The 14247-nt window shown below is 46.8% G+C and carries 13 protein-coding genes; all 13 read left to right on the forward strand.

The annotated features are described in order from the left end of the window. Complete coding sequence (gene mraY, locus ACHBIF_RS02690; RefSeq protein WP_394718495.1) at positions 1 to 999, forward strand: phospho-N-acetylmuramoyl-pentapeptide-transferase; 999 nt, start codon at positions 1 to 3, stop codon at positions 997 to 999. A 168-nt stretch (positions 1000 to 1167) separates the two neighbouring features. After that, entirely contained in the window at positions 1168 to 2745 is a 1578-nt protein-coding gene (locus ACHBIF_RS02695; protein WP_172063914.1) for an ABC transporter substrate-binding protein, read from the forward strand. Between the two features lie 291 nt (positions 2746 to 3036). Continuing rightward, complete coding sequence (locus ACHBIF_RS02700; RefSeq protein WP_394718498.1) at positions 3037 to 3996, forward strand: ABC transporter permease; 960 nt, start codon at positions 3037 to 3039, stop codon at positions 3994 to 3996. Continuing rightward, positions 3996 to 4829: an ABC transporter permease gene (locus tag ACHBIF_RS02705; protein ID WP_125266020.1), complete on the forward strand. Its 834-nt coding sequence runs from the start codon at positions 3996 to 3998 to the stop codon at positions 4827 to 4829. The genes ACHBIF_RS02700 and ACHBIF_RS02705 overlap by 1 nt, the downstream gene beginning before the upstream one ends. Then, complete coding sequence (locus ACHBIF_RS02710; protein WP_105110880.1) at positions 4829 to 5689, forward strand: ABC transporter ATP-binding protein; 861 nt, start codon at positions 4829 to 4831, stop codon at positions 5687 to 5689. The genes ACHBIF_RS02705 and ACHBIF_RS02710 overlap by 1 nt, the downstream gene beginning before the upstream one ends. After that, positions 5682 to 6563: an ATP-binding cassette domain-containing protein gene (locus ACHBIF_RS02715; RefSeq protein ID WP_105110881.1), complete on the forward strand. Its 882-nt coding sequence runs from the start codon at positions 5682 to 5684 to the stop codon at positions 6561 to 6563. The genes ACHBIF_RS02710 and ACHBIF_RS02715 overlap by 8 nt, the downstream gene beginning before the upstream one ends. An 85-nt stretch (positions 6564 to 6648) precedes the next feature. Beyond that, the gene (locus ACHBIF_RS02720; protein ID WP_105122479.1) at positions 6649 to 7338 is read left to right on the forward strand and encodes a gamma-glutamyl-gamma-aminobutyrate hydrolase family protein; all 690 of its coding nucleotides are present in this window, start codon (positions 6649 to 6651) and stop codon (positions 7336 to 7338) included. Positions 7339 to 7511: 173 nt separating this feature from the next. Then, positions 7512 to 8393, forward strand: coding sequence for a MetQ/NlpA family ABC transporter substrate-binding protein (locus ACHBIF_RS02725; protein WP_105122480.1), 882 nt, complete (start codon positions 7512 to 7514; stop codon positions 8391 to 8393). A 73-nt stretch (positions 8394 to 8466) separates the two neighbouring features. Next, a complete protein-coding gene (locus ACHBIF_RS02730) occupies positions 8467 to 9846 on the forward strand; it encodes a M20/M25/M40 family metallo-hydrolase (RefSeq protein ID WP_105160330.1) in 1380 nt (459 codons plus the stop codon). Then, the gene (locus ACHBIF_RS02735) at positions 9839 to 10900 is read left to right on the forward strand and encodes a methionine ABC transporter ATP-binding protein (protein WP_105110885.1); all 1062 of its coding nucleotides are present in this window, start codon (positions 9839 to 9841) and stop codon (positions 10898 to 10900) included. The genes ACHBIF_RS02730 and ACHBIF_RS02735 overlap by 8 nt, the downstream gene beginning before the upstream one ends. Before the next feature lies 1 nt (position 10901). Then, positions 10902 to 11594 carry a methionine ABC transporter permease gene (locus tag ACHBIF_RS02740; RefSeq protein WP_105110886.1) on the forward strand — a complete coding sequence of 231 codons (693 nt, stop codon included), beginning with the start codon at positions 10902 to 10904 and terminating at the stop codon, positions 11592 to 11594. An 81-nt stretch (positions 11595 to 11675) separates the two neighbouring features. Beyond that, positions 11676 to 12761 (forward strand): iron-containing alcohol dehydrogenase, encoded by a 1086-nt coding sequence (locus ACHBIF_RS02745; RefSeq protein WP_172010069.1) that lies wholly within the window; start codon positions 11676 to 11678, stop codon positions 12759 to 12761. Next, positions 12754 to 13695, forward strand: a complete 942-nt coding sequence (locus ACHBIF_RS02750) for an L-lactate dehydrogenase (protein ID WP_394718504.1) — start codon at positions 12754 to 12756, stop codon at positions 13693 to 13695. Before ACHBIF_RS02745 ends, ACHBIF_RS02750 begins: the two co-directional genes overlap by 8 nt. Positions 13696 to 14247: the final 552 nt, after the last annotated feature.

The raw sequence follows: 14247 nt of genomic DNA on the forward strand, positions 1-14247 counted from the left end.
ATGCAATTTGCACTCATTTCGAGTCTGGTAGCCTTTCTAGCAACGCTACTTTTGATTCCAAGATTTATCGTTTTTTATCAAAAGAAACGCATTGAAGGGCAACAGATGCACGAGGATGTGAAACAGCATCAATTTAAGGCGGGAACCCCTACCATGGGAGGAACTGTCTTTCTGGTGACAGCCATTGTAACGAGTCTGATTTTTGCCTCTATCAGCAACCTGTTAACTGGTGGATTACTAGCCATTCTATTCATCCTGTTTCTCTATGGCCTGGTCGGATTTTTGGATGATTTTTTGAAAATCTTCCGCAAAATCAATGAGGGTCTCAACCCCAAGCAAAAGTTAGCTCTGCAAATACTTGGTGGACTGGTGTTCTACTTTGTCCATGTCAATGCTACTGGGGGAGGTGAACTGAATGTCTTTGGTTACCTGCTTGACCTAGGCCCCTTCTACATTGCCTTTGTCCTTTTCTGGTTGGTCGGCTTCTCAAATGCGGTCAACCTGACAGATGGTATTGATGGCCTAGCTTCGATTTCGGTCGTGATTAGCTTGGCAGCCTATTCCATCATTGCTTTTATCAATAGGCAGTTCGACATTTTACTGGTCTGCCTGACCATGATTGGTAGTCTGCTTGGCTTCTTTGTCTACAACCGAAAACCCGCAAAAATCTTTATGGGGGATGTCGGTTCGCTAGCACTGGGTGGCATGCTAGCTACGATTTCAATCGCTCTGCGTGTGGAATGGACCCTGCTCCTCATCGGCTTTGTTTATGTCCTTGAAACGTCATCCGTTATGCTACAGGTGTCCTATTTCAAATACAGCAAGAAAAAGTTTGGAGAAGGTCGTCGGATTTTCCGCATGACTCCTTTCCACCATCACTTGGAACTAGGCGGTTTATCTGGCAAATCCGAAAAATGGAGCGAATGGAAGGTGGACTTCTTCCTTTGGGGTCTTGGCCTTGGAATGAGTCTATTGACACTTGCAATTTTATATCTATAAATAACAAATACTCTCAGTCTTGGACATGTAGCTTCTAGGACGGAGAGTTTTTTTCTTTGAAGATAATCTGTATAGATAAATTTTAAGTCTTCATAAATTTTATATATTGGTCAAGCCAGTTGATTCTTGGTAAACTAGTACTACTTTTGTAAAATGGAGGAAAATGACATGAAAAAGAAATGGCTTACTGGCCTCTTATCAACTGTAGCAGTTTTGACCTTGGCGGCTTGCGCCAATGGCGGAGCGTCCAATACAGGCTCTAGCTCAAAAGCTGCATCATCAGCAGATACGGAAACCTTTACCTATGCTATCGACGGCGACCCAAGTTCGACCAACCCGCTTAACACCAGCGACCGTTGGGGCTTGACCTTGACCAACTTTATCTACTCTCCATTGATTCGTATCGAGGCAGACGGCAGCTATGTCAATGAATTGGCAGAATCTTACGAGATTGCAGAAGACGGTCTTAGCATCACGGTTAAACTCCGTCAGGATGTTAAATGGTCAGACGGCGAAGCCTTTAACGCAGATGATGTTGTCTTTACTTACAATGAAAAAGTGAAGAAAGAAAATGGTGGTTCAGACGGCCTTTATATCAACGACCAACCTGTGACGGTTGAGAAGGTAGATGACTATACGGTCAAATTCGTCCTTCCAGCAGTGTCTGCACCTGCCTTGGACAATATCGTAGCAGAGACCTACATTATCCCAGAGCACATCTTTAAAGATGAGGCAGACCTGTCTGTTAACCAATTGAAGGCAACCCCTGTCGGTACAGGACCTTACAAATTTGTAGAGTACAAGAATGGTGAGTATATCAAGTTGGAAGCCAACGAGAACTACTACAAGGGTGAGGCAGAAATCGACAATCTGGTCCTTCGTATTATCGAAAGCCCAGATACGACTAAGGTTGCTCTTCAAACAGGTGAAGTAGATGCAGCCTTTGTTCTTCCAGCGGTTATCAAGGACTTGGACAAAGATACACTTGAAACCTATGCTTATAGTGAAAACCGTGTTGGCTACCTGGGTCTCAATACGACGACTGAAGAGTTGAAGGATGTCAAGGTCCGCAAAGCTATTCTCTTTGCACTAAACAAGGATGAATTCAACCAGGCAGCTTACTTGGATAAGGAATACTATGAGACACCTTATTCCTTCCTTCCAGTTGCCAACCCATACAAGACAGATGATGTTGAAAAATATGAGCAAAATGTTGAGAAGGCTAAAGAGCTCTTGGCTGAAGCAGGTGTCAGCAATCTGACCCTCAACCTGGGTTACAACTCATCTGACGCAGCACAAACCCTACAAGCAACCTTGATCCAACAGCAATTGGCTGCTATCGGTGTAACGGTTGAATTGGCTGGTGGCGATTCATCTGCCCTCTTCACAGAATTGCGCAAGGAAGGCTCAACAGCCTACAATCTCTTCCTGGGTGGCTACATCATGGGGAATGACCCAGACCAATATGCTCGTCTCTTCAAGTCAGGTGGAGCGTCTAACTACTTCAAATTGACTTCACCAGAAATTGACGGCTACTTTGCAGAAGGCGCGGTTGAGCTGGATAAGGCTAAGCGTGAAGAAATCTATGACAATTTGCAGAAAGAATTGGCTGACCAAGCGGCTATCTACCCAATTGTGGACAACAAGAAAATCTTGGCTGTTAACAAGCGTGTGAAAAATGTCGAAGAGGCTGGTTTGGTTCCAATCTTTACCTTTGAAGATCCGTCTAAATTGACGATTGAATAAGGGAGTCTTTTGTTCAACAAGACGAATGGGCCTGACTAATCTTAGTCAGCCCATTCAAACAATAGTGGGAAGTTAGGTCCGAACTTTATAAGAACCTGTATTCACAAGTAAAGTACATTTGGATAGGAAATAGTTTTTTGCACATCAAGGCCGTTTTTCTAGAAATACTGACAGTATTTCTAGAAAAACGAACGCTGAGTAGCATAAAAATAGCCCTAGCTAAAGGTGCCGAGCTGTGAATATAGGTTCTAGGGTTTTGGCAGGCTCCCTTTTCGTGTTTTTGGAGGAACTATGTTTCGTTATATTGTAAAGAGGATTTTGCAGGCCATTCCTCTCTTATTACTCATTTCCTTTATCGTCTTTTCCCTGATTCAATTGGCCCCCTTTGATGTGATTGATTCCATGACAACGCCCAATATGGATCAGGAGCAAATTGACCTGCTCAAGGAACGGTATGGGCTCAACCAACCTTTCTTGGTTCAGTACGGCATCTGGCTAAAGGGCCTCTTGACAGGGGACCTTGGTTTTTCTCTGATGACCCAGCATTCAATTGGGGCGGATTTGGCGGAGAAAATTCCTAATACCATTTCGCTGGTCTTGCCTTCTTACTTGACTGCCCTAGTCTTGGCAGTGGCCTTGGGTTTGATTTCAGCCTCCCAGCAAGGGAAGTGGGTTGATAAGGTTATCGATGCCTTTGCCTCTATCGGGATTGCCATGCCGACCTTCTGGTTTGCCATGATTTTGATTTATCTCTTTGGTTATAAGTGGCGCCTCTTTCCTTTTATCGGTATGTATACCCTGGGTAAGGAAGGGGATTTTCTGGATTTTCTCTCCCATTTCGCCCTGCCCTATCTGACCTTGACCATGGCTTTCCTGCCAGAATTAATTCGTTTCATCCGGGCATCAGCCATTGTGGAGGTGGACAAGGACTATGTGACCGTACAAGAGGCTTTTAAGGCTAAAAAATCAGAAATCTTCGGCAAGCATGTGGCACGAAATGTCTTGATTCCTGTAGCCACCCAGGTGGGGATGGCCCTACCTATGTTGGTGACGGGAGCTATCATTACCGAAACCATTTTTGCCTGGCCGGGAGTGGGACCTTATCTGACAGCAGCAACCAAGGCCCTGGACTATCCGGTGATTATGGCGGTTATGCTCCTGTCTGCCAGCCTTGTCATCCTGGGCAATCTCCTGTCGGATGTCTTGTATGCCCTAGTGGATCCCCGTGTCTGGAAAGGAGGAGAAAACTAATGTTGATACTCAAACAATTGAAGGCAACACTCAAAGAATCTCCCCTCTATCTCTTTTCAGTCATCTTTATCCTCTTTTTGGTAGTCCTATCTCTCTTGGCCCCCCTTATCCCTATCGATCCCAATCTGACGGATGTGACGCAGATGAACCAGGGACCGAGTGCGGAGCATTGGTTTGGAACGGACCAGGTCGGGCGTGACTACTTTATCCGCGTTATCTACGGTGGACGGATTTCCCTTTTAGTCGGTCTCATGGCCATGGTCGCCTCGGTGACAATCGGCAGCCTGGTCGGGATAACGGCTGGTTATCTTGGCGGAAAATGGGACAATGTCATCATGCGGATTGTTGAAGTTCTGTCTTCTATTCCCTGGCTGGTTTTGGTCATCGTGCTCAGCGTCTTCTTGAAACCTGGCTTGTCAACCATTATCATTGTTATTGGTGGCTTTTCTTGGATGAGCATTGCCCGAATTTTACGGGCCGAGACCATGAAAGCCAAGGTGGCAGACTATGTTGGCTATGCAGCCTTTATCGGTGTTAAAAAGCGGAAAATCATCTGTCGCCATATTTTACCAGCAATCCTCCCAACCTTGATAGTAACGGCATCGACCAGCATTTCGTCGGCCATTATGACGGAGTCTGCCCTCAGTTTCTTGGGAATGGGGATCCAGCAACCGCTGGCTTCTTGGGGAAGTCTCCTGCAAAATGCCCAGTCAACCTTGCAGAGTGCTCCACATATGGCAATCCTGCCGGGACTTTTTATCCTTCTGACCATTTATTCCTTTAACAATATCGGTGACTTGATTCGTGATTGCCTAGAAAGAGAGGTCTACTAATGACAGAGAATTTGATTAGCTTAAACAATCTGACCATTACCAATCAGAAACGGACCTCTCAAATGGTCTTGGTGGACGGTATTGACCTCAGCATTCCCAAGGGAAAAATCGTCGGTATCGTTGGCGAGTCGGGTTCTGGAAAGAGCTTGACCATGAAGTCTCTGATGGGGATTTTGCCCAAAGGTTTGGAGGCAAGTTATAGCAGCTTTGAGATGAACGGACAGGCTGTTGACAACCCAAAAGCTCTGCCCTTGTCCATGATTTTCCAGGATCCTATGACCTCTCTTAATCCCTTGCGGACCATTGGTTTTCATCTGAGGGAAGTAGTGCGTCGTTTCCAGCCAGGTTTGAGCAAGGACCAGGTGGAAACAGAAATATTATCGATTCTAGAAAAGGTTGGTATTGCGGATCCAGCTTTACGTCTCAAGCAATTTCCCTTTGAGTTTTCAGGTGGTATGCGGCAGCGGATTGTCATTGCTATGGCTTTATTAGCCAAACCCGAGCTCTTGATTGCGGATGAGCCGACAACGGCCTTGGATGTGACTATTCAGGCTCAGATTTTGGCCCTGCTCAATGAGTTGCAGGAGTCCTTTGGCTTGACCATTGCCATTGTCAGTCATGATTTCAGTGTGATTGCTGGCATTTGTGACCAGGTCTATGTTATGCGTCAGGGCAAGGTGGTAGAGAAGGCTAATGTGGAGACCATTTTCGCTGAACCGCAGCATGCTTATACCCAGGCCCTGCTCAAGGCGGCCCGTTTGGAAACCTTTGACGGCAGCTTGCCAGTAGATAGTCCGACCAGTCAGTTGGTTGAGGTCGGTCCGGACCATTGGGTAAGAAAGGAGCAAGCAGATGCCTAAAGATATTATGGTAGAAGTTGCTGGTGTCAGCAAGACCTATCGGAAAAAATCCTGGTTGGGTCAAGAACAGGTGGTTCAGGCCCTGAAAGATATTGACCTGTCCATTTTCAAGGGGGAAACCCTGGGCTTGGTAGGTGAGTCAGGTAGTGGGAAATCAACCCTGTCCAAGATTATTTTGGGACTGGAAACAGCCAGCCAAGGGGACATTCGTTTTCCAAGCCTATCGGATCAGGAGCTGAAAAAACAGGCCTTGCAGGTCATTTACCAAGATCCCTATTCGTCTCTCAATCCCTACCTATCAGCCTTGGAATTGGTCAAGGAACCCCTCTACGCCCTGCCCAAGGAAGAGGCGGAAAGCAAGGCCTTGGCTATTCTGGAGCGGGTGGGAATCAGTGGGGATGCGGTCCACAAGCGTCCCAAATCCTTTTCAGGTGGTCAACGTCAGCGGATTGGGATTGCACGGGCGGTCGTCTCGCAGCCTCAGTTTGTGGTCTGTGATGAGCCAACATCAGCCTTGGATGTTTCCATACAGGCGACCATTTTGGATTTGCTACGGGGCTTGCAGGATGAATTTGGTTTGACCTATCTCTTCATCTCACACGATTTGACCTTGGTGCGGCACTTTGCAGATCGGATTGCTGTCATGTATAAGGGTAGTCTGGTTGAACTGGGTTCTGCGTCAGCTATTTTCCAAAATCCCCAGCACGCCTATACCCGCTATCTGCTAAAGTCCAATCTGAGTTTGGATCCAGCTCAGGCCCGGCAGGAATTGGCTGATTTGGCAAAGAATAAGCAGAGCCACGACTTTGTCACTCAAGGTCAGTGGTTAGAGGTGGAGGAGGGACATTTTGTCCTTTCAATCCCTGATAAATAAAATTTATAACGAGATTGAAAATCTATATTAGACGATGTTTCTTGCTCGTGATAGAATAATAAAAAATTGATAGAGAGGATTTCCTATGAAGAAGGTTGTGATTGGTATTTCGGGTAATGAGCAAGAATTTCCAAGCAAATCGGGTCGTCATTATGTGACGGTGGCGCGTGAATTATCAGACGGTGTGCGCCAGGCTGGTGGCTTGCCAATCGTGATTCCTATGGGAAATCCGGATTCGGCCAAGGATTACATTGACATGGTGGACAAGTTGATTTTATCTGGTGGTCAGCATGTAGACCCTAGCCTGTATGGCCAGGAAAAAGAGATTGACAGTGACGATTATTTGTTGGCGCGTGATGAGTTTGAATTGGCCTTGATTAAGGAGGCACTTCGTCAGGGCAAACCGATTTTTGCAGTCTGCCGTGGGATGCAGTTGCTCAATGTGGCCCTGGGTGGTAGTCTGGAGCAGTCCTTGGAGGACCATTGGCAGAATGATTGGGCAGGAACCTCTCACCAGCTAGAAGTCGAGGCCCATAGCCGTGTCAGCCACCTCTTTGCTCAAGGTAGTCAAATCAATTCCTTCCACTACCAGCGAATCAAGGAATTGGCACCTGGTTTAGTAGCAACAGGACGTGATCCACGAGATGGGACCATTGAGGCTTATGAAAGCAAGGGCAAGCAGGCCCTCTTTGGCCTTCAGTGGCACCCAGAGTTCTTGTTTGAGGATTGCCGTCAACACAGAGAACTTTTCCAATACATTGTTGATCGATTTTAAGTTAACCAGCTGCTCGTAAGAGTGGTTGGTTTTTGCATGTTTTCAAAAGCTATAGTGAAACTGGGTTTTGATATAGTTAAAACTTATAACTATCTATAAAAAATACCAATTGGTCAGATTTCATTTTCTGTGTTAAGATAAATACAGTTCAAAAATTAAGGAGATTACTTTCTATGAAACTTAAAAAATTATTTACCTTTGCAGCAACAGCTGCCCTATCCATTGCGACACTTGCAGCATGTGCTCCAGCATCTGAATCAGGTTCAACTTCTTCAGATGCAGCGGAAACAACCTTGAAGGTTGGTATCATGACGCGCAACACTTACACGACTGATGTTTGGAACAAGGTTACGGAAAATGCTGCCAAAGAAGGTGTGAAGTTGGAGTTCACAGAATTCACAGACTATTCACAACCAAACAAGGCCTTGGCTGAGGGCGATGTGGATGTCAATGCCTTCCAACACATTTTCTTCTTGGATAACTGGAACACAGAAAATGGTGAAAACTTGCAGGTTGCGGGCTACACTCTTTACAGCCCAATTCGTTTCTACTCAGGTATCGCAGACGGTAAAGACAAGTATGCAGATGTCGAAGACCTTCCAGAAGGTGCTGAAATCGCAATTCCTAACGACCCAACAAACGGTAGCCGTGCCCTCTTCTTGCTTGAGTCACTTGGCTTGATCAAATTGGAAGTGAAAGACGGTGACTTGGCATCACTTGCTGATATTACTGAAAATCCAAAAAATATCAAAATCACTGAATTGGATGCTAGCCAAACAGCTCGTTCATTGGAATCAGTTGACGGGGCAGTTATCAACAATAACTACGCTCAAGAAGCAGGTATCGATACAGACACTGCCTTGTATATCGAGGAAAAAGGTCCAAATACAAAAGTTTGGTACAATGTCATCGCTGCTCAAGACAAGTGGGAAGAGTCAGACAAGGCTGACGCTATCAAAGCCCTTGTCAAAGCATACAACACTGATGAAGTTGGTAAGTTGATTGAGGACGGCTCTAAGAAAACAGATTTCCCAATCTGGAACGAAGTAGAATAAAAAGAATTAAACAACAGGATAGAGGCTGGGAGACCCCCAGCTTCTCTTCCTATTTTTGGAGGAGGTAGAAAAAATGGGACAGACAAATGAGCAGGCACAAATCGCAGCCTTCCAGGAAGACAAGATTGTCCAGGAGGGGATTGGGCATCTGAGAAAACTGATTAGTATGAAATCTATCTTTGCCCAGCAGATTGGTCTTTTGGAGGTTGCTACTTACCTCAAGAATTTGTTTGAAAGTGCAGGGGCAGAGGTTATCTTGGACCAGTCTCATACGGCTCCTTTTGTCATGGCTCGTTTTGCAGCGACGGTGCCCAATGCCAAGACCCTGATTTTCTACAACCACTATGACACAGTGCCGGCTGATAGTGACCAGATTTGGCTCAAGGGGCAACCCTTTGAACTGACAATGGACGAGACCCACATGTATGGCCGCGGGGTGGATGACGACAAGGGGCATATCACGGCTCGCCTATCCGCCCTTCAGAGCTATCAGGCTAAGCACGACGGTCAACTACCGGTCAATGTTATTTTCATCATGGAAGGTGCTGAAGAGTCGGCGTCGGTTGATTTGGATAAGTATTTGGTCAAGTACAAGGACCAGTTATCAGGTGCAGACCTGCTCATCTGGGAACAAGGTCACCGAAATGCCCTCAATCAGCTAGAAATCGCTGGTGGAAACAAGGGAATCGTGACTTTCGATGTCTCTGTCCAATCGGCAGAGCTGGACATTCATTCGTCCTATGGCGGAGTGATTGACTCCGCTAGCTGGTATCTCTTGTCCGGCCTCCAATCCCTCCGAAGTCCAGATGGTCGTGTCCTGGTGGATGGTCTCTATGACCAGGTTCAGGAGCCGAATGAGCAGGAGTTAGCCTTGGTAGAGGAGTTCGCCCTGACCAGTCCTGAAAATCTTACGGAGATTTACAGCTTGACCCTGCCAACACTCTTGGAAGAGCGAAAAGCATTTTTGAAACGCCTTTATTTTGAACCGTCCATTACCATTGAGGGTCTTTCTACAGGCTATCTGGGCCAGGGAGTCAAGACCATTATTCCAGCCCAGGCTTCTGCCAAGATGGAGATTCGTCTGGTACCGGATTTGGATCCTCAGGATGTGCTGGACAAGGTCCGTCAACAGCTGGTGAAGAATGGCTTTGACAGGGTTCAGGTCGATTTCACCCTAGGCATTAAGAGCTACCGTAGCGACATGACTGCGCCAGCCATTGCCAAAGTTATCGAGTTAGCTAAAAAGTTGACGGTTGACGGGGTTTCGGTGCTGCCAACCTCGCCGGGGACAGGCCCTATGCATACAGTCTTTCATGCCCTGCAGGTGCCAATTGCTGGATTTGGACTGGGCAATGCCAATAGCCGAGACCATGCGGGCGATGAAAATGTAAAAATTGCTGACTATTATAGTCATGTTCAACTAATTGAGGAGTTAATAGCAAGTTATGAGTAAGGAAATGATTAAGCTAGATAATATCGATGTGACCTTTCATCAGAAAAAGCGCACGATTGAGGCGGTTAAGGATGTAACCATCCATATTAACCAAGGCGATATTTATGGAATTGTCGGCTATTCTGGGGCGGGGAAATCAACCCTGGTCCGTGTTATCAACCTCTTGCAGGTGCCGACAGCAGGTAAAATCACTATTGATGAAGATGTGATTTTTGAAGGTGATAAGGTTACGTTGACACCAGCCCAACTGCGAATCAAACGCCGTGAAATTGGGATGATTTTCCAGCATTTCAATCTGATGGCCCAGATGACTGCTGCGGAAAATGTGGCTTTTGCCCTCAAGCATTCTGGCTTGACCAAGGAAGAAAAGGCAGCCAAGGTTGCCAAGCTCTTGGACCTGGTTGGTTTGGCGGACCGAGCAGAAAACTATCCGTCTCAACTTTCAGGTGGCCAAAAGCAGCGGGTCGCTATTGCGCGTGCCCTTGCCAATGATCCCAAAATCTTGATTTCTGACGAGTCAACCTCTGCCTTGGACCCTAAAACAACCAAGCAGATTCTGGCTCTCTTGCAAGAACTCAATGAGAAATTGGGCTTGACCATTGTCATGATTACCCATGAGATGCAGATTGTCAAAGACATTTGCAACCGGGTGGCGGTGATGCAGGATGGTCAGTTGATTGAGGAAGGATCTGTTCTTGAGATTTTCTCACATCCTAAGCAGGAATTGACCCAGGACTTTATCAAAACAGCAACAGGAATCGATGAAGCACTGGTCAAAATTTACCAGCAGGGGATTGTGCAAAATCTGCCGGAAGACAGTCTTCTGGTCCAACTCAAGTATTCGGGTGCCAGCACGGATACGGCTATTGTCAATGATTTGTATAAGATGTACCAGGTGACATCCAATATTCTTTATGGAAATATTGAGATTTTGGACCACACGCCAGTGGGTGAGCTAGTCGTTATCTTATCAGGTGAGCCTGCCCAATTGCACCATGCCTTGGAGGCTGTGGCAGAGGCACAGGTAGAAGTGACTGTTTTGAAGGGAGCGTAAGATGAATCAGTGGATTGAAACAACATTTGAAAATGTGATAAAAATGGGCTGGGATACGCCTTACGGTTGGTTGCCAGCCATTCAGGCGACCATTTATATGACCTTCTGGTCCTTTATCTTTGGAGGCCTTTTGGGCTTGGTCGGAGGTCTTCTTTTGGTATTGACAGGCCCTCGTGGCATTTTGGAAAACAAGTATGCGTTCTGGATTTTGGACAAGGTGGCCTCTCTTTTTCGGGCGGTTCCCTTTATCATCCTTTTGGCTGTCCTCAACCCTGTAACCCGTGCGATTGTAGGAACAGGTATCGGTCTCAAAGCTGCCTTGGTCCCTCTGTCCCTGTCTGTATTTCCATTCTATGCCCGTCAGGTTCAGGTTGTCTTGTCAGAGTTGGACCGGGGTGTGATTGAGGCAGCCCAGTCAGTAGGAGCCACTATTCCTGATATTATCAAGGTTTACCTACGCGAAGGTCTGCCAGACTTGATTCGTGTAACAACCCTGACTCTGATTTCCCTGGTTGGTTACACCGCTATGGCAGGTGCCATTGGTTCCGGTGGCCTAGGTAACGTCGCTATTTCCTATGGTTATAACCGTTCGGATGATGATGTTACCTTGGTTGCGACACTCCTCATCTTGATCATGATCTTCTTCATCCAGTTTGTCGGAGATTTTGTGACCAAGAAAATCAACCATCGTTAATAGACAGAAAACAAAGATGTCGGCTAATGGTTGATATATCTTTGTTTTTTTCATATCATAAATAAAAAAGAGGTGAATAGTATGGAATTTGAAAAATTAGTGCGGGGTGAGCCGGGGCAATATGTGGCATCCAGCGGTGCCATTAAAGAATTGCCAGCAAGATTGGTAATCTTCAAGCAGCCGGTCATTGTGACAGGGCAGAAATCCTATGCGGCCTTTGTTAAACACGGTGGCAATCAACCCAATTGGCCGGTGCTCTTCTATGACCAGACAGCCAGTCATGAAGATATGAATCGCTTGGCAGAAAAGGCTAAAAGTCTAGGTGCAGATGTCTTGATTGGCGTAGGTGGCGGCAAGGTCATGGATACGACCAAGGGGATAGCCGACCGTCTGGGTATTGAGGCGGTTTTTGTACCGACCCTGGTTTCTACCTGTGCCTGCTCGACCCCGCTCTTGGTGGCCTATCATCCAGACCATACCTTCAAGTCTATTGATTACTGCCAACGGTCGGGTTTTATGACGGTGGTGGATTATGACCTGCTATTGGATTCGCCACGGGAGTTTTTCATTTCAGGCATTTCGGATACCCTGGCTAAATGGTATGAGCTGGAGGCGATTCACAGAGGGAAAAATCGTGCGGACCTGCCTGCCCTTGTTCAACTGGCGCTAGCGACAGCCAAGGTCTCGCTGGATATTTTACTTCAGGACACGGAGACAGCTGTTGCGGATTTTGACCAGAACAAACTCAGTCCAGCCTTTCAGCGGATTGTGGATACGACCTTTGCCATTGCGGCTAATGTCGGCTGTCAAACCAGCGACTATGTATCGGGGGCTCACGCTCTTCATAATGGATTGACCCTGCTCCATGAAACCCACAGCATTGCCCACGGACTCAAGGTTTCTTATGGGATTTTGGTGCAATTATGCCTGACGGGTGACAGGGATGAGGTCAGAAAACTCCTGCCTTTTTACCAAAAGAACGGCTATATCTATTCTTGGAAACAGCTGGATGTGACGGAGGATAGGGCAGCTGCTATGCAAAAGGTGGCTGAGTTTGCGACCTCTAGCAAGGAAAGCTACATCAATATTGATCAGAATATTCAAACTCAGGATGTGGTTAAGGCCATGTTGACCTTGGAAAGTCTGGTGGAGGAAGTCTATGGCTAGAAAAATCGGTATCATAGGTCTGGGCCATGTCGGAGCCACCCTCCTGCATGATTTGGTGGCAGGCAATCTCTTTGACGACTATGTCCTGATTGACAAGAATGAAGAGAAACTTGCGGCAGATATTCTGGATATGGAGGATCGTGTGGCCAATACGGGGCAGTCTGCCACTTTCATTGCCAATGATTACAGTGCTCTATCGGACGCAGATATTATCGTGTCGAGCCTTGGGAAAATCAGTCTCCAGGCCAATGCGACCAATAGCCGCTTTGCGGAACTGCCTTTCACTAGTCAAGAGGTCAAGGAAGTCTCGAGCAAGTTGGTTGCTTCAGGTTTTTCTGGTATTTTGATTGTCATTACGAATCCCGTCGATGTCATCAGTCAGCTCTATCAGACCTATACTGGTTTTCCTCGCAATCGGGTGATTGGCACGGGTACCTTGCTGGATACGGCGCGGATGAAGCGTGCAGTGGGGCGGCGGTTTGGACTCTCTCCGATAGCCATCTCAGGCTACAATCTGGGTGAGCATGGCAATTCTCAATTCACTGCATGGAGCCAGGTGGTGGTGGCGGGTCAGCCTATTCAGGCACTTTTGCACCAGAAAGAGCTGGACCAGCTGGCAGAGGAGGCGCGCATGGGCGGACACACCATCTTTTTCGGCAAGGGCTATACCAATTTTGCCATCGCAGCGGCGGCCAAACGCTTGGTTGAGGCGGTTTTGGGCAATAGCAGAGCAGTGCTACCGGTTTCTCATTACCAGCAAGAGTACGGGGTTTATCTAGGTTATCCAGTAGTCATCGGCAGAGCGGGCATTGTAGACAGGGTGCGACTAGACTTGACCCAGGAGGAATGTGACCTCCTAGCAGCATCTGCAAAGCAAATCAGTAGTCGAGTAGAGATTGCCCAGACAGGAGACTGGGATAGCTTGAGTTTGTGATATGGTAGTAGACAAAGCCCAGCAAATCTGCTATACTATTCAACAAGAAAGAAGGTTGTTTCAGCATCTTTGTTTAGCGAGCTTGGGAGAGTGAGAGCCGAGCCGGGGTGGAAATAATTGGCGCTTTCAGTGAAAAATTATATAAAATGAAGTAATAAATCAGGGTGGAACCGCGTTCTCAACGCCCCTATGTCGCAAGGCATGGGGGAGAGAAGGTGGTTCTTTTTCGCACCTGTACATCTTTCGGTTTATCTTTTACTACGTCGACGAATGATGAAACTCCGTTTCTTCATTACCAACCTCAAACAATTGTTATTGTTTGAGCTCGCTTTGCCGTACTCCAGTACAGCCTGCAGCTCGTTGTCTAGTACTAAAAGCAAACTAAAAGATGGTATTTAAAGAAAGAGGATTTTATGTCAAAAAAACTTACCTTTCACAGCGTCAGTGGCATCGTCTCCTTTCAGCCGAATTGCCACACGCTCATCGCTATGGCGACTGAGCTAGACGCTGTACTAGTTCGCCTTTCCTAGCAGTATCGGCTAGGAAGGCTCA

This window comes from Streptococcus sp. A11 (genome assembly GCF_043674225.1).
GTDB lineage: Bacteria > Bacillota > Bacilli > Lactobacillales > Streptococcaceae > Streptococcus > Streptococcus suis_V.